Here is a 19,257-nt window from a genome sequence, read left to right on the forward strand (position 1 = left end):
ATACCAAGCTTATAGCACTAATATGCTTATTCCTTTAAAACGTAGATTATTTGTCAGTACGTAGCTCATCTTCGATAAAAGGAGTCCGCTCTTCTTCACTCAGCTCTTCGGCAATATTAGAATGAGAGGTATTTTTTAAGTTGTTATCAATCTGTTGGCTATCTACCTGCTCTGCAGCTTGCTTAATATCTGAAACAGCTTTGCTCATGTCGCTCATAGTCAGCTCCTACTTTTATGATGAGATTATAAATTTTATTATTGGTATACGAAGTTATTGATTTATAAAGTTGTCTTTATTGTTCAGCATTACAATGATTATATGTCCCATATTAGTGATAGCACTAGTGTACTGCCGTATCAATGTGTGAATAAATGTGATATTAAAAGACAGTTTGTAACCTTCGTCAGTGGACGATTGATATAGTTTAACTATTTAATTATTCACATCTTATGTATATTTTATGCAATTTGGCAGAACTCACGACACGCGCTAACAAAATTTGCTACCATATATTTTTAAAAACCATATATCCTTAAAAAAGTGACTCATTATTTATTGTCTAGGTAATCAAATTATGGCCAAAAATGCCCTACAAGCTCAACTATTAAAAGCTGGCTTGGTTGATAGTAAAAAAGCTAAAAAATTGAGCAAACAGTCTCAACACGCCAAACGTACTGGTGACGCATCAAATATTGAGACTAAAAAAGCATTGGCAGAAGCTCAAGCAAAAAAGATAGAAAAAGATCAGAAGCTTAATCAAGAAAAACAGCAGATTTTAGAACAAAAAACGTTGCATGCTAATATCATTCAAATGATTAAACAGCATCAAATCAAAGAGACGGTCACGGGTACGGAAAATGACGTTAGCTATCAATTCGTTGATCAGTCCAAAATAAAAAAGATCCATGTCACCCAAAAACTGTATGACCAAATAGTGGCTGGTCATGTGGTCATTGCACGACTAGAAGAGGGATATGCGCTACTTCCCCGCCCGTTAGCAGATCGTATAGATGCCAAATTGGAAGGGTTTATCGTCGTGTCCAACGACAAGTCAGACACTGAGCAGGATGATGATGACCCTTATGCAGCCTATGTGATCCCAGATGATCTGATGTGGTAGGGATTGTTAGGTTTTTTCACCAACGTGATTGATGGTTTTTAATAAATGCTCTTGAGCAATGTGCTGTGGCTCGTCTGTTGCTGGCTGGACTTGCTTCCAGCGTCCCTTGCCGTCAAGCGTCCATGCTTGTACGTTGTCTTGTAGATAGCTTTGTAAGCCGTCTTGATAAATTTGAGAAAATATTTTTTTGTCTTCAATAGGGAACGCAACTTCGACCCGGTGGAATAAGTTGCGATCCATCCAGTCTGCACTGCCACAATACATCCGCTCATCACCCGCATTATAAAAATAGTAGATGCGGGTATGCTCTAAAAAGCGTCCGATGACTGAGCGCACCGTAATATTTTCAGACAGCCCTTGTACTTGCGGACGCAGACAACACATAGACCGTAAGATCAGCTCAATCTTAACCCCTGCTTGCGAGGCGTCGTATAACTTTCCTATCAAACGACGTTCGGTCAGAGCATTGGCTTTGACAATGATATGCGCACGCTTGCCTGCTTTGGCATGAGTGATTTCATCATCAATAAAGCTCATCAACTTTTCATGCAAAGTAAAAGGGGCATGTAACAGCTTTTTGAGATTGGCAGGTTTGCCCATCCCCGTCAGCTCCTGAAATATCTTGTGCACATCTTCTGAGATATCAGCGTCAGCGGTAAACAAACCGTAGTCCGTATAGACCTTGGCATTAGCGGCATGGTAGTTACCCGTCCCTAGATGCACATAACGACGGATTTTGTCCTCTTCACGGCGTATGATGAGCATCAGCTTGGCATGAGTTTTGTAACCGACGATACCGTAGACTACGACCGCCCCTGCTTCTTGCAAATAATTTGCAACCGCAATGTTAGATGCCTCATCAAAACGTGCCCGCAACTCGATAATGGCGGTCACTTCTTTACCGTTACGAGCAGCAGCTGCGAGCGCTTGTACGATTTCTGAATTGGTGCCTGAACGATACAAAGTCTGTTTAATCGCTAAGACTTTTGGATCGCTGGCAGCTTGCCACAATAGATTTACCACAGGCGAGAACGCATGAAAAGGATGATGCACTAGGACATCACTTTTACGCATGGCAGCGAACATACTCGTCGCCTTTTCAAGTTTGTCGGCCTCCCTACGAAAAGCCTTTGGCACGACATGGGTAAACGGCTGATAACGCAGCGCTGGAATATTAAAATCAAAGAGCAGACGCGTTAGGTTTACTGGTCCATTGACACGGTACAATTGATTGTCATGTAACTCAAATTCATTGAGCAAATAGTCACTGATGGGCGTTGGGCAATCGGTGGTGACTTCAAGCCGCACTTTGTCGCCAAAACGGCGGTTTTCAAGCTCACCCTCAAGCGCTTTGGCGATATCTTCGACATCATCTGCCAAGTCCAAATCTGCATTGCGCGTCAGTCGAAACTGATGACAGCCTGTCACATTCATCCCAGGGAATAGCTCACCAATATGCTCATGAATAATAGCTGAGAGCATGACATGATGCTCTTTGCCGCCAGTCAGCTCATCAGGCAGGCGAATGACACGCGGCAGACTACGCGGCGCAGGTACAATAGCCAGATTGATATCACGACCAAAAGCATCTTTGCCTTCTAATGTTGCGATAAAGTTTAGGCTCTTATTAACCAGTCGCGGAAACGGGTGGGCAGGATCGATGCTAATGGGCGTTAGTACTGGCGATACTTGCTCCGTAAAATAACGCTTCATCCAAGCCGATTGCTCTGCATTTAATTCATCACGTTTTAAATAGCGGATATCTTCTTTGGCAAGGGCTGGTAGGATGTCTTCATTAAGAATACGATACTGCTCATTGATAGCCTCGTGTGCAATGGCTGATATCTCATTGAGAACTTCACTTGGGCGCATGCCATGAGCGCTCGTTGAGACATCTCCGATATTGAGCTTTTGCATGATACCGGCAACACGAATCTCAAAAAACTCATCAATATTTGATGAAAAAATAATCAAGAAAAACAAGCGCTCAAGTAATGGATGTCGCGGGCTTGCCGCTTGTGCTAACACCCGTAGATGAAACTGTAATAAAGACAAGTCGCGATTGATATAACTACTGGGTGAGTAGCTGCCGTCTTCTGAGCGTTGCCAAGCTATTTGAGTAAGACTGTGATCTTGTGTTCGTTCAAGCTTATCGTTATTGTCGCGTTCTATAGTCACGTTTGATGCATGGTTGGCAGTGCTCATATCGCAGTCCTTTATAGTTATTTATGGTGGCTAAACCTTTATTCCAGTGCGCTTTGTCATTGCCAGCAAGCTTTGTCATTGATAGTCAGACTTTGCTTTTATTAAGCTATGCTGCTTGCGGCAAGACAGCATTTTTCATACGTTTTTTGATAATCCGCTGCTTGTTACGTAGACGTCTATCGCCTTGATTGTCTTCATAGTATTTGGGATTGGTCAACATACTGATGAGTAATGCTGACTCATCGCGATTCAGATTGGCAGCGGATTTATCAAAATAGTGCTGCGCTGCGGCCTCGATACCATAAATACCGTTACCAAACTCTGCCACGTTTAGGTACGCGGTCAAAATACGCTGCTTATCCCATAAGCTCTCTATCATAACAGTCACGACTGCCTCTTCGCCTTTACGAATATAGGAGCGATGCGAGGTCAAAAACAAGTTCTTTGCCAGTTGCTGACTGATCGTTGAGCCACCAGCGGACATCTTACCTGTCTCTTCATTTTTTTTGCGTGCCGCCTCTATACCTTTGAGATCAAAACCATTGTGCTGACTAAATGTCGAATCTTCACTGACAATCGCCGCTTGTTTGGCAGATTTGGCAATGTCATCATACTCTACCCAAGTTTGCGTCACTGCGCCGCCTGTGAGTCGATGGGTTAGCATAAACATACTGTTATTGACTGGCTGCGTTTTCCAAATCAATAGTAAACCTGCCACCAGTACATGGAACGCTACCACCAACAACATCAGCGCCAGTAATAATCGTTTAATAAACTTGCCAAAACTTGCCATGCGCAAAATATCCAAATAATGAGAAATAATAAAAGTTGTCAGCTATTGATTAGTAGCAAGCTATCTTACCTAATCTCACAATCGCTGTCATTACTTACCCTTTTTCTTTATTATGTGTTGATTGCTAAAACATATTATGGTTGATGATCACGTTTAGAATAAGTCGTTTGTGACAAGTATAAAGCTAAGCGAGTAATTAAGAGAGTAATTATGCATAACGATCGCCCTATACAGGTATTGCGTGCACGCGTTATTAATGCGGACCCAAGTCTTGACTGCGCTAAAAACTCTGATAACTGGTGGTTACTGGGTACTTCTGGCTGTCATCTATGTGATGTCGCTGAGCAATTGATAAAGCGTTTTCAGGCGGTACAACCTATTGAGTATCAGTATGTTGATATTGCAGATTTTCCTGAGGACTTGATGATGGAGTTTGCCACCAGCATTCCAGTAATTTTGACATCATCAAAACGATTAGACTATCCATTTTCAGTCATGGATTTGCAGCAGTTACTTACCTATAAATGATTTATTCCAATTAACAACACTAATAACTGTAACTTTATCATCAGATCTTATGGATGAGAGACCTATGAAAGATTTAAAAAAAGTAACAGAAGTCGAAGACTTGCGCCGAGTCGCTGAGCGTAAAGTACCGCGTATGTTTTATGATTATGTCGATTCAGGCTCATGGACGCAGACCACTTATCGCAACAATGAGAGCGACTTTGACCGTATTAAGCTGCGCCAACGAGTGCTGGTCAATATGGAAGGACGCTCGCTTGCAACCAATATGATAGGTACGCCGGCGTCGATGCCAGTAGCCATTGCCCCAACTGGGTTTACTGGCATGATGTGGGCGGATGGTGAGATTCATGCAGCGCGTGCAGCTGAAAAGTTTGGTGTGCCGTTCTCACTATCAACCATGAGTATTTGCTCTATCGAAGACGTCGCTGAAAATACCAGCGCGCCGTTTTGGTTTCAGCTCTATGTCATGCGCGATCAAGAATATGTGTCCAATCTCATTCAACGTGCCAAAGATGCCAATTGCTCAGCACTCATATTAACGGCTGATTTACAAGTGCTTGGTCAGCGCCATAAAGACATCAAAAACGGCTTATCTGCGCCGCCCAGACCTACTTTCGCCAATATCGTCAATCTCATGACCAAACCGCAATGGTGTATGAATATGCTGGGCACCAAACGTCATACTTTTGGCAATATCGTCGGTCATGCTAAAGGTGTGGACGATCTGTCGTCTCTAACCGCTTGGACAGAAGAGCAGTTTGATCCACGCTTAAGCTGGGATGATGTGGCGCGAATTAAAGACATGTGGGGCGGCAAGCTGATTATCAAAGGTATTATGGATCCTGAAGACGCTATCATGGCGGCTCGTAGCGGCGCGGATGCATTGGTGGTCTCAAACCATGGTGGCCGTCAATTAGACGGTGCGCCCTCTTCCATCGCTGCCTTAAGCGATATCGTCCAAGCGGTTCGTGCCGAAAACAGTAATATCGAGGTGTGGCTTGATAGCGGTATTCGTTCGGGCCAAGATGTATTAAAAGCTATATCACTGGGTGCAACAGGCACCATGATTGGGCGCGCATTCTTGTATGGCCTTGGTGCTTATGGTGAAGATGGAGTGCGCCGCGCCCTTGAGATCATCTATAAAGAATGTGATATCAGCATGGCATTCTGCGGTCATACTAATATTAATCAGGTGGCTGACGATATTTTAGTCAAAGGCACTTATGAGCAGCTCAAATCATCTCAGCCTTATATCTCACCGTTACGCTGGTAGCGCTTAGCTTCGTATACTCACCATTTTATTCATCATTTTTAATTGATACTTCGTTTTATGACCATACAGCAATTGTTAAAGACCGCGCCCGTTAGCACCTTATTATTAGTCAGTTTCATTGGACTGTTTATCGTGCAAGTGTTGACGGGTGTTGATGCCAATAATCCCTCGACGCAAGCGCTGCTAAACTGGGGTGCCAATGCGTTGCCATTAACCATGGTTGATGATCCGTGGCGGCTGGTAAGTAGTGCGTTTTTGCACATTGGCCTCATGCATTTACTGTTTAATGGATTTGCTATGTACTTTTTTGGTCAAGTTGCAGAGCCGATGTTTGGCTCAGCCAGATTTTTGGCGTTATTTTTGCTGTCGGCCATCGGTGGTAATTTGCTAAACAATTACGTGACGTGGCAAGGTATTTTGGATGGTACAGGACAACCGGGTCTATCAGCTGGGGCCTCTGGTGGTATCATGGGTATCGGCGCTGCACTCTTGATAGCCGCGCTATTTAAAATATCTGTTAACGGTATGGTTCTCAATTTAAGAAGCCTAGTATTTATTATGGGTATTAATCTTGTGTATGGTTTTGCGGTACCGGGTATTGATAACGCCGGTCATATTGGTGGGGCTATTACTGGACTGCTTATCGCCTTTGGATTTGCGCTTGCTCATCGTCAACGTATGACTTCATCAATGGCACCGATGACCTACTCTCATACTTATGACGTGCCTGAGTATGGCGATACTCAGGATACAAATACTGTCTATCCTGCTACCGCTGATCCTATAAATACTACTATCAACCATGAACCATCTGGCAGCTACTCTATCTCGCTAGAAACTCCTACTAAACCTGCGCTGATATGGCAGCTACTTCCATGGCTTATAATGCTACTTATTAGCGCAGGTTTTATCTGGTGGTGGCAAGATATTCATCAGCAAATATTACAAGTACTAAAAACCATTGAGTAAACTGTCATACTTATTTATTATTGCTAGATAGCTCACAAAAGCAGCAGATTAATATAGTTTGCCCTACTCGCTTTTTTCTATCCGATCATTTTCACTCACTAACGAGATTCCATTATGTTCAAAATTGCAGCACTTTCTAATAACACTAAGCAAGTTCTGTTTAGTACTTTAACAGCGACTGCATTACTTAGTGTGGCTAGCTTGACCAGTGCGGCTCCTTTTAAGAATCTACCTGCCGACCAAGACGCTGAACTAAGCGTTGGGGTCAATGTCATGGCGGTAAACTCAGCTTATGACTTAGACGACAATACCGAAGTACGTGTATTGCCAGGCGTTTTTTATGATAACAATAAGATTTATGCACGCGGTGCTCAAGCTGGTGCGTATATCATCAATGATGGGACCAACCAGCTATCAGCTTATGCGCAGCTGGCAGGTATGGAGTTTGATCCTGATGACGCCAATGGTGCGCTTCAAGGTCTCGATAAACGTAAAGCTTCAGCCGCTGCGGGTCTCACTTATTTACGCCGTACACCTATCGGTGGCTTGCGTGGGCAAATCGCCACTGACGTCTTAGATCGTAGTGATGGTACATTTGGCCGCTTAACTTACCTTGCCAAATATAGCAAAGACAAGCTGACGGTCTATCCAAGTATCGGTATTGAGTGGAATAACGAAGACTATAATGAATATTATTATGGTGTCAGCGATGAAGAATCAGCACGTACTGGGGTTGACTCATACTCACCTGATTCAAGCTTTAACCCCTACATCAACATCAGTGCCAACTATGACTTTAATGAGCGCTGGGCAGGCTTTGCCAATCAGAGCTTAAGCTATCTATCGGATGAGCAATACGACAGCCCGATGGTTGACTCGCGCACTGAGTCTCGTACGACGCTTGGTTTGCTTTATAAGTTTTAGAATTTTGGAAATGTGATAGAAAAAGCCGAGCATTTTGCTTGGCTTTTTTATTGTGCTAATTCGTTGATATGAGACACTAGCCTATATAGTTCGTACAAAATAAAAGTGTCATGTACTTTATCTGAATGCGAGGTTGATAGAAATTTACTTGCTTGCTGTGACTACGCAAACAGAGGCTGCGAAGATATCTATCAACCTCGCCGTAACATCCTTAGAGTAAATTAACTATAAGATAAACTCTAGATTTGATTTTATATAAAGGATTGCACCATTATGTTCCACGCTACCCTTTGGATGATTGGAGCACTCACCTCATTTTGTTTAATGGCTATTGGTGCTCGTGAGCTTAATAGTGAAATCGGTGTTTTTCAGATTTTATTCTTCCGAAGTATCGTCGGCCTATTGGTACTATTGCCAATCGTACTGCTGTTGAAGAAGGCGCGTTTCTCATTTCCCACACGTATCAAACTACACCTAGTAAGGAACCTATTTCATTTCGCGGGACAATACGGTTGGTTCTTAGGCATAGGACTACTGCCCCTAGCTACCGTTTTTGCTATTGAATTCACTGTCCCTTTTTGGACGATAATCATCTCGTATTTCTTCTTAAAAGAATCTATCACGGTAAAAAAAGTTATTGCCGTACTATTAGGCATTCTTGGGATAATAGTCATCGTTCAACCTAGCTTAGATGTTGCTCACTATGCGTCACTAATCGTGTTGAGTGCAGCCATCTGTTATGCCTTTTCTCATGTGGCCACAAAATCGTTATCTAATACGGATAGCCCAATCACGATTATTTTTATGATGTGTTTTATACAAGCGCCTTTGGGACTGCTGTTATTTCTCGACGGGTGGACGACGCCAGTAGGTATTCAGTGGCCATGGCTAATAATTATAGGTGTAACGGCGCTATCGGCACATTATTGTATGACTAGAGCTATGCAATACGCAGAGGTCACATTCGTCGTGACTATGGATTTATTTAGGTTACCCCTAATTTCAATCGTTGGCGTGCTTTTATATTCTGAAAGTTTTAGCGTTGCCTTATTGATAGGCATTTTGCTTATTGTCGCTGGTAATTCGTTAAATATCTATTCTAGAAGAATAGATAAAGACAAAATTCCTCATTAATATATTAGACCATAACATCTTAAAATTAACCCTTGAAATTATATAGCCTACCTTTATATATATAGTAGGTTAGATACACAGTAAACAATCAATGATAAGGAGACTGTTATGAGTAAACTTGTTACACGCAATTCAATCTTTGACAACTTCTTTGATGAGATGGCACCTAGCTTTGTGATGCGTCCGCTGCATGGTGAAGCGCTCCCTAATGCTAGCCAAATCAAGATTGATGTTAGTGAAAAAGATGATGCGTTCCATGTAAACGCTGAGATACCTGGCGTTGCCAAAGAAGATATCGACCTGTCTATTACCGGAGATATCGTTTCTATCAGCGCTGAGATTGCGCAGCACGACGAGCAAAAAGACGGCGACAAGATACTACGCAGCGAGCGCTACTTTGGCTCAGTATCGCGTAGCTTCCAATTGCCATCCAAAGTAAAGGTTGATGCAGCAGAAGCCTCTTATGAAAACGGCATATTAGAACTGGTACTACCAAAAGAGACCAGCTCAGAGCGCAAAAAGCTTGAAATTAAATAAAGCCAGATAAGCTTTAATAAGAAAGCTAGTTAAATTCAAAAGGCACATGATGATTCATGTGCCTTTTTTTATAAAAACGAGACTTTGTAATTTAGCTTTTGTCGTAAATGTATCAAGCTGCCGCAACTAGCCTTTAAGCTTAACGATAGAGGCGACATCACAGCCTTTATAGAGTATCTCGCTCTTAGCGTTTTGGATATTGGCCGAGGACTTATGATAATTATTTAAACGTAAAGGTCCTGTCATGATACTAAAGTTTTCTTCGTCACCAAACACCGTACCGACATTGTCAGAACGACCTAAGTTAATTGGTAAAAATCTTTTTTTGCCATTTAGATTGGCCTCTGCAAAGGTCGGTAGATACTGCTTGTTAAAACCATAAGTTACGCTGACTTTCTTATTGTTTTGACAAGTGTAGTTGACTTGTCTGTGCTTGATAGCCGTATCATAGCTTTCGCTTGGCTCCATCACATTGTCTGAGTATGCTATCGCTGAACCTGACCCTAACGCCACCATCATAATAGCGGCCGACGATACTGCTGCGGTTAAATTTTTCATAATAGACCTCAATTAAATGATTAGAATGCTTATAGACAGATAACTGTAAGCAGGGATTATAGATTATATAAGCGAGCTGTTTTAGTTGTTCTAATTAGCTTACGCCTACAGTCTTTATTGTTATTGAACGATTTAAAGTCAAAAACTGCTATTTATTCGTACTGTTTATATGACTATATTAACCAAAATTTTAGTTTGGGTTGTTATAACTATGGGTGCGCTTGTTAACCAAGGGTAAGACATTGTTTCGCATGGTGTAGGTACTTCAATTAATAGACAAAAAAAGTCCTTGCACACCCATTTATAAAGGATGGCAAGGTCTTTTTTATTCAAATACTTTCTTTTGTTCAAATACACTCGGTGGGTTACGCTATTACTAACTCAACCTACTAACTGAATGTTCAACAGACCCTAAGCTTTGCTTTTCAAATACTCTAACATAGTGTCTGCATCTGATACTTCAAAGGGGTCGATTGGGCAGTTATCGCCAAAATCAGGTTCCTTAAACACTTTTTTAATGGCTTTATTGTCGACGAGCATCGAATAACGCCATGATCGCATACCAAAGCCAAGATTACTCTTATCAACAAGCATACCCATTTTACGAGTGAACTCACCATTACCATCAGGCAGCAAGAATACGTTTTCGCGGTTTTGCTTGAGACCCCATTGGTACATGACAAAAGCATCATTGACAGAAATGCAAACTATTTCATCTACACCTAACCCCTTAAACTCATCATAAAGCTCTTCATAACGAGGTAGATGGCTGGTCGAACACGTTGGCGTAAAGGCACCTGGTAGTGAGAACACAACCACTTTTTTATTGGCAAATAACTCATCTGTGGTTAGGTCATACCATGTGAAGGGATTGTCTCCTCCGATAGATTCATCACGAACACGAGTTTTAAAAGTCACATCAGGTACATGGGTAATCATTATTTACTCCGATTTAGGTTATTGTCTTTTTATTTATCCAGATAAACTTTACATTAAGAAGGATGTACCATATCTTCTGGCGTGACCCACTCATCAAACTGTGCTTCGGTCATTAAATCGAGTTCAACCGCCACTTGCTTCAAAGTTTTGTTTTCTTTATAAGCTGTCTTCGCGATTTTTGCCGCATTTTCATAACCAACATGACGGTTCAATGCGGTAACCAGCATCAATGAGTTGTGCAAAAAGTCATCGATTTTCTCTTTGACTGGTTCGATGCCAACGGCGCAATTATCGTTAAAGCTGTTGCACGCATCACCCAATAGTTGGATAGATTGCAACAAGTTAAAAGCGATAACAGGCTTATAAACGTTGAGCTCAAAGTTACCTGACGCGCCAGCCATACTGATAGTCGTGTCGTTACCCATCACTTGAGCAACAACCATCGTCATCGCTTCTGACTGTGTTGGGTTGACTTTACCCGGCATGATAGAGGAACCTGGCTCGTTCTCAGGAATGGTTAATTCGCCTAGACCACAGCGCGGGCCTGATGCCAACCAACGTACATCGTTAGCGATTTTGTTCAAGCTACCTGCTAGGGTTTTGAGTGCGCCTGAAGCAAATACTTCGGCATCACGAGCCGCTAGCGCTTCAAATTTATTTGGTGAAGTGACGAACGGTAGGCCAGTCAAGGTTGATAATTGCTCAGCAGCTTTTACTGCATAATCAGGATGGGCATTCAGACCGGTACCAACCGCTGTACCGCCTAGTGGCAATTCATATAGACCCTGTAGCGCATTGTCGATACGCGTTAATGCATGGTCAAGTTGGCTGACATAGCCGCTAAACTCTTGACCTAGGGTCAAAGGTGTGGCGTCTTGTAAATGCGTACGACCAATTTTGACGATGCTATCAAACTCTTTGGCTTTAGCATCTAGCGTATCGCGTAGTGCTTTTACCGCTGGGATAAGCAAGCTGTTGATTTGACGAGCAGCCGCCACACGAATCGCCGTTGGGAAGCTGTCGTTGGTAGACTGTGCATGGTTGACATGATCATTTGGGTGAATCGGTGCGTAGCTGCCACGCTCAGAACCAGCGATTTCATTGGCACGGTTGGCGAGTACTTCGTTCATGTTCATGTTTGACTGCGTACCAGAACCCGTCTGCCATACCACCAATGGGAACTGATCCGTTAGACCACCGTTGATAATCTCGTCAGCGGCTTGCACGATTAGGTCGCGCTTATCACCTTCGATACGCTCAAGACCTGCATTGGTAATCGCAGCGGCTTTTTTGACTAAAGCCATCGCTTCAATCATCGGACGCGGCAAGGTCTCGCCACCGATTTTGAAGTTCTCACGGCTACGCTGAGTTTGCGCGCCCCAATAAGCCTCACTTGGCACTTCCACGTTGCCCATGGTATCTTTTTCGGTACGAGTTGCCTGATTCTGTGTCGACATAACTACCCTCTTTGATGGTTTGTTGTATAGCTGCTTCGAAAAAAGTGCAAAATACGCTGCACATAAAGGAGAATACGTTTTAAAGTGCCGTTATGATAGCATGACTTAAGACAAATTTCTCCAAGTCCATAAGTCTAACTGGCGTCTAAAAGTATCAACTACCATCAAATCAATACATTACCGGATAGTATATTTATGCATCCTAAATCCAAAAATATTGAATCGAAACAGTCTAAACCTAGCAATCCACCGAGACGGCAATTTACCCGCCAGCGTCGCCAGTTAACAGATGGCGAGCGCAGACAATACGCGCGCTTGGCAAGCTTGCACTTAGTCAAGTTGCAACAGCGCTTGCCTCCGCGTGCGCGTATTGGCTTATATTATAGTGGCTTTGGAGAGTTGCCGACTCAGCCACTACTCTCTTGGTGCGAGCGCTTAGGCTATCTACCTTATTTGCCAGTCGTTGGTTCGTTTGGTCGTGATGCTACAGGCAATATTGATAAACACCTGCGCTTTGTACCGATTTATCATTCTAAACTGGTAAACGTGCCGACAAGGATTCACAGCTTAGGTATGAAACAAAACCATCATCGCAGGCTACTTTGGGAGCGCGAATTAGACATCATTATCTGTCCGTTAGTGGCAGTTGATAAAAGTGGTAATCGTATGGGCATGGGCGGCGGCTTTTACGATACCACCCTTGGCAACAGCTACCGCTCAGGCTCAAAAAGACCTTTAAAAATCGGCTGGTGCTATGATTTTCAAGTAGTAGAACAGCTCGAGCGACAACCTTGGGATGTGCCGTTAGATGGCTTGATAACGCCAAGCGGTATAAGGTGGTTTAGTAATAATGCAAAAGCTAATGATAGCGTTGGGGAAAAAACATCTAGCGCTGATACGGTTGATACGTACTTAAAAGAATTAGGGAGTGATGACGCTAGGGAAATACTGTACTACAGTCAAGAACAGGTGTTTAGCGGTGATGAGTTGGCAAGGGTCATTAATGAGGCGCGTTTGAATGAGTTACTAGCGCAAAGTGATGAGTTTTTGCGAGGCTTAAATAGTGAAATTAAGGATTTTGATGATGAGTATTAAAAAATGTGCCGTTTAAACAATGAATGAAAATGCTAAAAGGTGAGCATGATTGCTATCTATACTCACCTTTTATTATTAATAGATTATTTAAGAGGACGCTCTACTAACACTGTTTTTGCTATTTCTGTCCCGATTTTCGCAATCAAAGCATCCCTTTCTTCAAACGAGGCATCGGTCTCTGTAATGTATAAAGCCGCGACAATAGGTTTGCGACCTGGAGGCCACATGACCGCCGTAATCGCACGTGATCCATAGCCGCCAGCACCTGTTCTGTCTGCTATGATCCAATCACTTGGAACCCCTTTACGAAAAAGCGCATCACCTACCTCATTAGCTTTTAGCCAAGATTGCAATTTTTGCCGAGACTCTGTAGACAATGCCTTTCCAAGCACTAACTTTTCAAGTGTCGCGATCATTGCTATTGGTGTGGTGGTATCTCTTTTATCCTTAGGTTTTGCTTCATTCAGTTCGGTTTCCCAGCGATCAAGTCGCGTTTTATCATCACCAATGGAACGCAAAAACTGAGTGAGAGACTGAGGTCCGCCGATGGCTTGCAAAATAAAATTAGCCGCTGAATTGTCACTGGTTGACAGCGTTGCCTGACACAACGCTTCAAGAGACATACCTTTCTTGCCTACCTGATTTTCTGTGACAGGAGAGTACGTAACCAGATTGCTTTTAGAGAACCTTACGATTCTATCTATTTTTTCTTGGCCCATATCAACGTTATGAAGGACATTAGCACAAGCGAGAGTTTTAAAGGTACTACTCAAAGGAAAACGTTCATCAGCTTTATACTCCCAGCGTTGTTCGGTCTCTAAATCGTGCACAGCTAGACCGATACGAGCATCTAATTCATTTTCAGCATTTTTGATAGCATCAATCAATGAGTCTGCTGCACTGCTAGGTAATGATAGTGTAAGACAAAAAATAGCGAGCAGTGTGCTAAAAATTTTAGTCTTGCTTTGACGTAAGTACATGATGATTAGAAATTCCGTTTTAGTCTATTTTTTGTATATGGTTTTCTATACATAGCACAATTTACCTGAGGCTGTGAGACATTCAACCAAGCAGCCTTACATTCTTTTTGAAGTATCTAAACTATGTACATAATGTGAAAAAAATTCGCCTACAATACCATCGCTGCAATCCAACCAAAGACCAACAACGGAATGTTGTAATGCAAAAAGGTCGGTACCACACTGTCTTTGATATGGTCATGCTGCCCATCGATGTTTAGACCAGACGTTGGCCCCAATGTCGAATCTGACGCAGGCGAACCCGCATCGCCAAGCGCGCCGGCCGTACCGATAATCGCAACCGTTGCCAAAGGCGAAAACCCTAGAGAGATACACAGCGGTACATAAATCGCGGCAATAATCGGAATAGTCGAAAATGACGAGCCGATACCCATCGTGACCACCAAGCCTATCCCCAGCATGACCAAAGCGGCAATGGCTTTGTTGCCAGCAAAAAGGTTAGTCGCGCCATCAATGAGCGGCGCAATCTCTCCTGTTGCTTTCATGACTTCGGCAAAACCCTGCGCGGTAATCATAATAAAGCCAATCATCGCCATCAGTTTGATACCATCATTAAACACCGTATCGGCATCACGCCACTTGACCACGCCTGTCGCCATAAAGACCCCAAAGCCAAACATTGAACCGAGCAACAGCGAGTCCGTATACAATTGCACCACAAAAGCAGTCACAATAGCAACCAGGGCGACCAGCGTCTTTAACTTACTTTGCGCCTTGGCACCAGCGGTTGTCTTACTGAGCTCATCATCTTTTAACCCTTCACTTTGGATAGCGGTATCGCGAGCTTCTTTATCGATAGCGACCTGTTGATACTGACGCGGCTTACGGTAGCTGATAAAGACTGCTGTCAACAAACCGATGAACATACCTAACGCGGGTATCGCCATTGCTTGAATCACAGAAATGTTAGCGATATCAATACCTGCTTCACCGACGTTTTTTAGCATGATTTGATTAAGGTAAATATCACCAAAACCATAGGGGATAAACATATAGGTGGTGACCAAACCAAAGGTCAGCAAACAAGCAATCAGGCGTCGATCAATTTGCATGCGGTTAAAAGCGAGTAATAACGGCGGCACGAGCAACGGAATAAAGGCGATGTGTATAGGAATTAAGTTTTGACTAAAGCAGCTTATGACGATTAAGCCTGCAAACAGCATATACTTAATCATGCCACCAGTGCCCGCCGCGTCAATGCGTTTGATAACTGTCCCTGCTAGTGACTGCGGCAAACCAGAATGAGCTATCGCTACCGCAAAAGCACCCAGTAGCGCATAGGATAGAGCGATTTGTGCGCCATTACGGATGCCTTCTTGAAAGGCCTCTAAAGTATCGGTAATGCCAAGACCTGCGATGAGTCCGCCTGCCAGTGCTCCGATTAATAAACTTAGCACCACATGCACGCGCGCGAGTGACAGACCAAGCATAATGACTACTGCCAATAATACTGCGTTAATTGCCATGTATTACCCCTTTTGCTCTTTGCTTTAGCCTGATAAAGACTGGTTAATGTCTTAAAACCTACAAATTTATATAACTTATAAATAACACTCTAGTACCTCAAACGCTCTACTTTAGACAGTACAGTTTTAGACGGGCGTCAGTTTACCTGATTTTACAAGTAAAACCTATTCTGATAATGAAGTAGATATTCACTAAAGGAGAAATAAGTAAGCGGTATTATCTGTGTTTAAGTAAGAGAATTTGCCTTAGTTTTACATGGTTATTGATGTCTTGATTTTATTTAGCATTGACTATAGTAAGGCCTTGCAATTTTTTATGGGGACTCCATTTATCTAAACATGAACCACGAACTTGACTTTACAAGTCTGGTTAACGAGGAAAAATATATGAGTGAACATAATATTGATAAAGACAACATCGACATCGATGTATCATCTGCTATTGACCATGATAACGAAACAGATAACTCATCTGTAGATGAGTTGAGCGCGTCATCTGACGTTGTCAAAGACGATAGTGCTGAGGACGACTATTTGCCACTTCTGGCCCTTAGAGATGTGGTGGTCTATCCGCACATGCAAATCGCCCTATTCGTCGGTCGTGCACCATCCGTGCAAGCGGTTGAGCTGGCGCAAGCTGAATATGGTAATAAAGTATTGGTCGTAGCACAAAAAGACTCATTGACCGAAGATATCGATCAGGACAACTTGTACCAATACGGTACGGTGTGTCGCATCGTCAGCACCATGCCACATGATAGCGACGAGGATTGCATTAAAGTCCTTATCGAAGGTCAATATCGTGCGCGTGTCGATACCATCCAAAGTCATGACCATGTCTTGATGGCAAGCTTTGAGCGCGCTGATCTTGATGTACAAATGGATGAGAGCCAACAAAAAAATACCATTCAAGCTTTAACCAGCTTGTTTGAAAGCTACGCTGATGCACGCTTACGTAATGCTCGTGAGCTTACTCGTGTCGCAAAGCGCATTGATGATTTGCTTGAGTTGGTCTATTTTATCTCAACTCGGGTATCGATGGATCTTGATGTCAAGCAGTCGTTTTTAGAAAATGATGACATCAAAGCTCACATCAATACCTTGACTGAATATTTGGTTAAGCAAAGTGCCGAGCAGAATATCGAACAAGATATTCAAGATGCGGTACGTCAGCAAATGGAAGACAATCAGCGCGAGTACTTCTTAAACGAAAAAATGAAAGCCATCAAAAACGAGCTGTCTGATATGAATGACGGCGCGTTCGATGGCGATGATGATGTCGCTGAACTTGAAAAGCGTCTAGAAGATGCTGACTTACCCGATGATGTCCGTAAGAAGGCGGAGCAAGAGTTTAAAAAGCTTAAGATGATGCCGCCTGCATCGAGTGAGTCATCGGTCGTACGCAACTATATCGAATGGATTTTGGACACGCCATGGAATGCGACCACCAAAGTTTCTATCAATCTAGAAAAAGCTAAGACCACGCTTGATGAAGACCACTATGGCTTGCAAGATGTGAAAGATCGCATTCTAGAATACTTAGCGGTCCAATCGCGTGTGAAAAAATTGCGCGGTCCGATTCTTTGTCTCGTGGGTCCGCCTGGTGTGGGTAAAACCTCATTGGGTGAATCGATTGCGCGAGCAACTGGTCGTAAGTTTGTGCGTATGGCACTTGGTGGCGTCCGTGATGAAGCTGAAATCCGTGGTCATCGCCGTACTTATATCGGTGCAATGCCAGGTAAAATCGTCCAGTCTTTAGCCAAAGTAGAGGTGAAAAACCCGCTATTTTTGCTAGATGAAGTCGATAAAATGGCACAAGACTTCCGTGGTGATCCAGCATCAGCGCTATTAGAAGTGTTAGATCCGTCGCAGAATGACAAGTTTAACGACCATTATCTAGATATGGACTTAGACTTATCACAAGTGATGTTTATCTGTACTGCTAACAGCATGGATATCCCGCCTGCCCTTCTTGACCGGATGGAAGTTATCCGTTTGCCAGGTTATACCGAAGAAGAAAAGGTCAATATCGCGCAAAAATATCTTGTACCAAAAGCGATCAAGCAAAATGGGCTCAAAGAAGGCGAGATTGAAATCGTAGAAGCGGCGTTGCACAGTATCGTACGTAGCTATACACGTGAAGCAGGTGTGCGTAACCTTGAGCGTGAAGTTAATAAAATCTGCCGTAAAGTCGTACGCGGTTCGGTTGAGAACCATGGCGCACGCGCACCGAAAAAAGATGAGCGTCAACTGGTCGTAGTCGATGATAAAAACATCGATGACTATTTAGGTGTCCATCAATACGATTATGGATTGGCCGAAAAAGACCCTGAAATTGGTCGTATTACTGGTCTTGCTTGGACACAAGTCGGTGGTGAGTTATTAACCATCGAAGCGGTAGCCATGAAAGGCAAAGGTGAGCTTAGCTTCACTGGCTCACTAGGTGATGTGATGAAAGAGTCGATTCGCGCTGCTATGAGTGTCGTTCGTGCTCGCGGTGATAGCTTAGGTATTGACTATGAGACTGTCAAAACCACTGACGTTCATGTACATATGCCAGAGGGTGCGACACCAAAAGATGGTCCATCTGCTGGTGGTGCGTTAACGACCGCCCTAGTCTCTGCCTTAACTGGTATTGCCATTCGTCCAGATATTGCGATGACAGGTGAGATTACACTGCGCGGTAAAATCTTGCGCATTGGTGGTCTTAAAGAAAAGCTGCTCGCAGCCCATCGCGGCGGTATCAAGCACGTATTGATTCCAGCGAGTAACGAGCGCGACTTGGCTGATATCCCTGATAACGTCAAAGAAGGCTTAACCATTCAGCCTGTAGCGACAATTGATGAGATATTAAAGGTCGCTCTGGTCAGTATGCCAACGCCACTAAAACCTGCAAAAGTGACCGTTGATAAAACGGCAGGTAAAGCGCTGCACAATTAAGCTGTAAAGTTATAAATAGTCAATAAATGCAAAAAGACCGTAATATCAATTACGGTCTTTTTTTATGTTTCTTTTCTACTTAGCTAAGCCTACTTATTCTCTTTGATACTACTGTAATGACCGTAGCTTATATTTTTTATTCTTACTTCATGTTCTCATTTTTCAAACCCATACGTTATTTACATTTATTAACCGATTGTTGCGCTTATGGTGAATAACTATGACGAATGTTTGTCTATACTGACTGTGATGTCTGTAAGTAGTACAGAGCGAACAGT

General features: G+C 43.1%; 17 protein-coding genes. 9 read left to right on the forward strand and 8 right to left on the reverse strand.

The features are described 5' to 3' along the window. Positions 1–46 precede the first annotated feature (46 nt). Positions 47–217, reverse strand: coding sequence for a hypothetical protein (locus tag ACS8FC_RS03810; RefSeq protein WP_439295911.1), 171 nt, complete (start codon positions 215–217; stop codon positions 47–49). 358 nt (positions 218–575) lie between these two features. On the opposite strand from ACS8FC_RS03810, the gene ACS8FC_RS03815 reads away from it, so the two are divergent. Then, positions 576–1,121, forward strand: a complete 546-nt coding sequence (locus ACS8FC_RS03815; RefSeq protein ID WP_439295912.1) for a DUF2058 domain-containing protein — start codon at positions 576–578, stop codon at positions 1,119–1,121. Positions 1,122–1,127: 6 nt separating this feature from the next. Here ACS8FC_RS03815 and ppk1 read toward each other — a convergent pair whose 3' ends face one another. Then, positions 1,128–3,326 (reverse strand): polyphosphate kinase 1, encoded by a 2,199-nt coding sequence (gene ppk1 / locus ACS8FC_RS03820; protein ID WP_439295913.1) that lies wholly within the window; start codon positions 3,324–3,326, stop codon positions 1,128–1,130. A gap of 106 nt (positions 3,327–3,432) precedes the next feature. Further along, positions 3,433–4,119: a monofunctional biosynthetic peptidoglycan transglycosylase gene (gene mtgA, locus ACS8FC_RS03825; RefSeq protein ID WP_439261656.1), complete on the reverse strand. Its 687-nt coding sequence runs from the start codon at positions 4,117–4,119 to the stop codon at positions 3,433–3,435. Between the two features lie 210 nt (positions 4,120–4,329). Between mtgA and ACS8FC_RS03830 the strand changes: the two genes are divergently transcribed. The 6 genes from ACS8FC_RS03830 (at position 4,330) to ACS8FC_RS03855 (ending at position 9,484) form a co-directional block, all read left to right on the forward strand. Beyond that, positions 4,330–4,647: a glutaredoxin family protein gene (locus tag ACS8FC_RS03830; protein WP_439261657.1), complete on the forward strand. Its 318-nt coding sequence runs from the start codon at positions 4,330–4,332 to the stop codon at positions 4,645–4,647. A gap of 64 nt (positions 4,648–4,711) precedes the next feature. Then, a complete protein-coding gene (locus tag ACS8FC_RS03835; RefSeq protein ID WP_439295914.1) occupies positions 4,712–5,920 on the forward strand; it encodes an alpha-hydroxy acid oxidase in 1,209 nt (402 codons plus the stop codon). 57 nt (positions 5,921–5,977) lie between these two features. Beyond that, on the forward strand, positions 5,978–6,889 hold the full coding sequence (locus ACS8FC_RS03840) for a rhomboid family intramembrane serine protease (RefSeq protein WP_439261659.1): 912 nt from the start codon (positions 5,978–5,980) through the stop codon (positions 6,887–6,889). A 114-nt stretch (positions 6,890–7,003) separates the two neighbouring features. Next, positions 7,004–7,813 (forward strand): MipA/OmpV family protein, encoded by an 810-nt coding sequence (locus tag ACS8FC_RS03845; RefSeq protein ID WP_439261660.1) that lies wholly within the window; start codon positions 7,004–7,006, stop codon positions 7,811–7,813. Positions 7,814–8,086: 273 nt separating this feature from the next. Then, positions 8,087–8,947, forward strand: a complete 861-nt coding sequence (locus tag ACS8FC_RS03850) for a DMT family transporter (RefSeq protein ID WP_439295915.1) — start codon at positions 8,087–8,089, stop codon at positions 8,945–8,947. A gap of 108 nt (positions 8,948–9,055) precedes the next feature. After that, complete coding sequence (locus ACS8FC_RS03855) at positions 9,056–9,484, forward strand: Hsp20/alpha crystallin family protein (protein WP_439261662.1); 429 nt, start codon at positions 9,056–9,058, stop codon at positions 9,482–9,484. Positions 9,485–9,610: 126 nt separating this feature from the next. On the opposite strand, the gene ACS8FC_RS03860 is transcribed toward ACS8FC_RS03855, so the two are convergent. From ACS8FC_RS03860 to fumC, 3 genes are all read right to left on the reverse strand, one after another. Further along, positions 9,611–10,042 (reverse strand): ACP-like domain-containing protein, encoded by a 432-nt coding sequence (locus ACS8FC_RS03860; RefSeq protein WP_439295916.1) that lies wholly within the window; start codon positions 10,040–10,042, stop codon positions 9,611–9,613. A gap of 411 nt (positions 10,043–10,453) precedes the next feature. After that, complete coding sequence (locus ACS8FC_RS03865; RefSeq protein WP_439295917.1) at positions 10,454–10,981, reverse strand: peroxiredoxin; 528 nt, start codon at positions 10,979–10,981, stop codon at positions 10,454–10,456. 53 nt (positions 10,982–11,034) lie between these two features. Continuing rightward, complete coding sequence (fumC, locus tag ACS8FC_RS03870) at positions 11,035–12,438, reverse strand: class II fumarate hydratase (protein WP_439261664.1); 1,404 nt, start codon at positions 12,436–12,438, stop codon at positions 11,035–11,037. Positions 12,439–12,633: 195 nt separating this feature from the next. Here fumC and ACS8FC_RS03875 point away from each other — a divergent pair, with 195 nt between their 5' ends. Further along, a complete protein-coding gene (locus tag ACS8FC_RS03875; protein WP_439295918.1) occupies positions 12,634–13,533 on the forward strand; it encodes a 5-formyltetrahydrofolate cyclo-ligase in 900 nt (299 codons plus the stop codon). Between the two features lie 83 nt (positions 13,534–13,616). Here ACS8FC_RS03875 and bla read toward each other — a convergent pair whose 3' ends face one another. Together bla and ACS8FC_RS03885 are read right to left on the reverse strand one after the other, a co-directional pair. Beyond that, complete coding sequence (bla, locus tag ACS8FC_RS03880) at positions 13,617–14,513, reverse strand: class A beta-lactamase (RefSeq protein ID WP_439261666.1); 897 nt, start codon at positions 14,511–14,513, stop codon at positions 13,617–13,619. Positions 14,514–14,662: 149 nt separating this feature from the next. Beyond that, positions 14,663–16,039 (reverse strand): Na+/H+ antiporter family protein, encoded by a 1,377-nt coding sequence (locus ACS8FC_RS03885; RefSeq protein WP_439295919.1) that lies wholly within the window; start codon positions 16,037–16,039, stop codon positions 14,663–14,665. 483 nt (positions 16,040–16,522) lie between these two features. Here ACS8FC_RS03885 and lon point away from each other — a divergent pair, with 483 nt between their 5' ends. After that, positions 16,523–18,979, forward strand: coding sequence for an endopeptidase La (gene lon / locus ACS8FC_RS03890; protein WP_439295942.1), 2,457 nt, complete (start codon positions 16,523–16,525; stop codon positions 18,977–18,979). Positions 18,980–19,257 lie beyond the last annotated feature (278 nt).

The organism is Psychrobacter sp. 1Y4 (assembly GCF_051847555.1).

Excerpts from the sequence above, each read along its gene's own strand:
- ACS8FC_RS03860 (WP_439295916.1), bottom strand. The coding sequence starts at position 10,042 with ATGAAAAATTTAACCGCAGCAGTATCGTCGGCCGCTATTATGATGGTG.
- ACS8FC_RS03885 (WP_439295919.1), bottom strand. The coding sequence starts at position 16,039 with ATGGCAATTAACGCAGTATTATTGGCAGTAGTCATTATGCTTGGTCTG.
- mtgA (WP_439261656.1), bottom strand. The coding sequence starts at position 4,119 with ATGGCAAGTTTTGGCAAGTTTATTAAACGATTATTACTGGCGCTGATG.
- ACS8FC_RS03835 (WP_439295914.1), top strand. The coding sequence starts at position 4,712 with ATGAAAGATTTAAAAAAAGTAACAGAAGTCGAAGACTTGCGCCGAGTC.
- ACS8FC_RS03850 (WP_439295915.1), top strand. The coding sequence starts at position 8,087 with ATGTTCCACGCTACCCTTTGGATGATTGGAGCACTCACCTCATTTTGT.
- ACS8FC_RS03840 (WP_439261659.1), top strand. The coding sequence starts at position 5,978 with ATGACCATACAGCAATTGTTAAAGACCGCGCCCGTTAGCACCTTATTA.
- fumC (WP_439261664.1), bottom strand. The coding sequence starts at position 12,438 with ATGTCGACACAGAATCAGGCAACTCGTACCGAAAAAGATACCATGGGC.
- ACS8FC_RS03855 (WP_439261662.1), top strand. The coding sequence starts at position 9,056 with ATGAGTAAACTTGTTACACGCAATTCAATCTTTGACAACTTCTTTGAT.
- ACS8FC_RS03815 (WP_439295912.1), top strand. The coding sequence starts at position 576 with ATGGCCAAAAATGCCCTACAAGCTCAACTATTAAAAGCTGGCTTGGTT.
- ACS8FC_RS03845 (WP_439261660.1), top strand. The coding sequence starts at position 7,004 with ATGTTCAAAATTGCAGCACTTTCTAATAACACTAAGCAAGTTCTGTTT.
- ACS8FC_RS03865 (WP_439295917.1), bottom strand. The coding sequence starts at position 10,981 with ATGATTACCCATGTACCTGATGTGACTTTTAAAACTCGTGTTCGTGAT.
- ACS8FC_RS03875 (WP_439295918.1), top strand. The coding sequence starts at position 12,634 with ATGCATCCTAAATCCAAAAATATTGAATCGAAACAGTCTAAACCTAGC.
- ACS8FC_RS03810 (WP_439295911.1), bottom strand. The coding sequence starts at position 217 with ATGAGCGACATGAGCAAAGCTGTTTCAGATATTAAGCAAGCTGCAGAG.
- bla (WP_439261666.1), bottom strand. The coding sequence starts at position 14,513 with ATGTACTTACGTCAAAGCAAGACTAAAATTTTTAGCACACTGCTCGCT.
- ppk1 (WP_439295913.1), bottom strand. The coding sequence starts at position 3,326 with ATGAGCACTGCCAACCATGCATCAAACGTGACTATAGAACGCGACAAT.
- ACS8FC_RS03830 (WP_439261657.1), top strand. The coding sequence starts at position 4,330 with ATGCATAACGATCGCCCTATACAGGTATTGCGTGCACGCGTTATTAAT.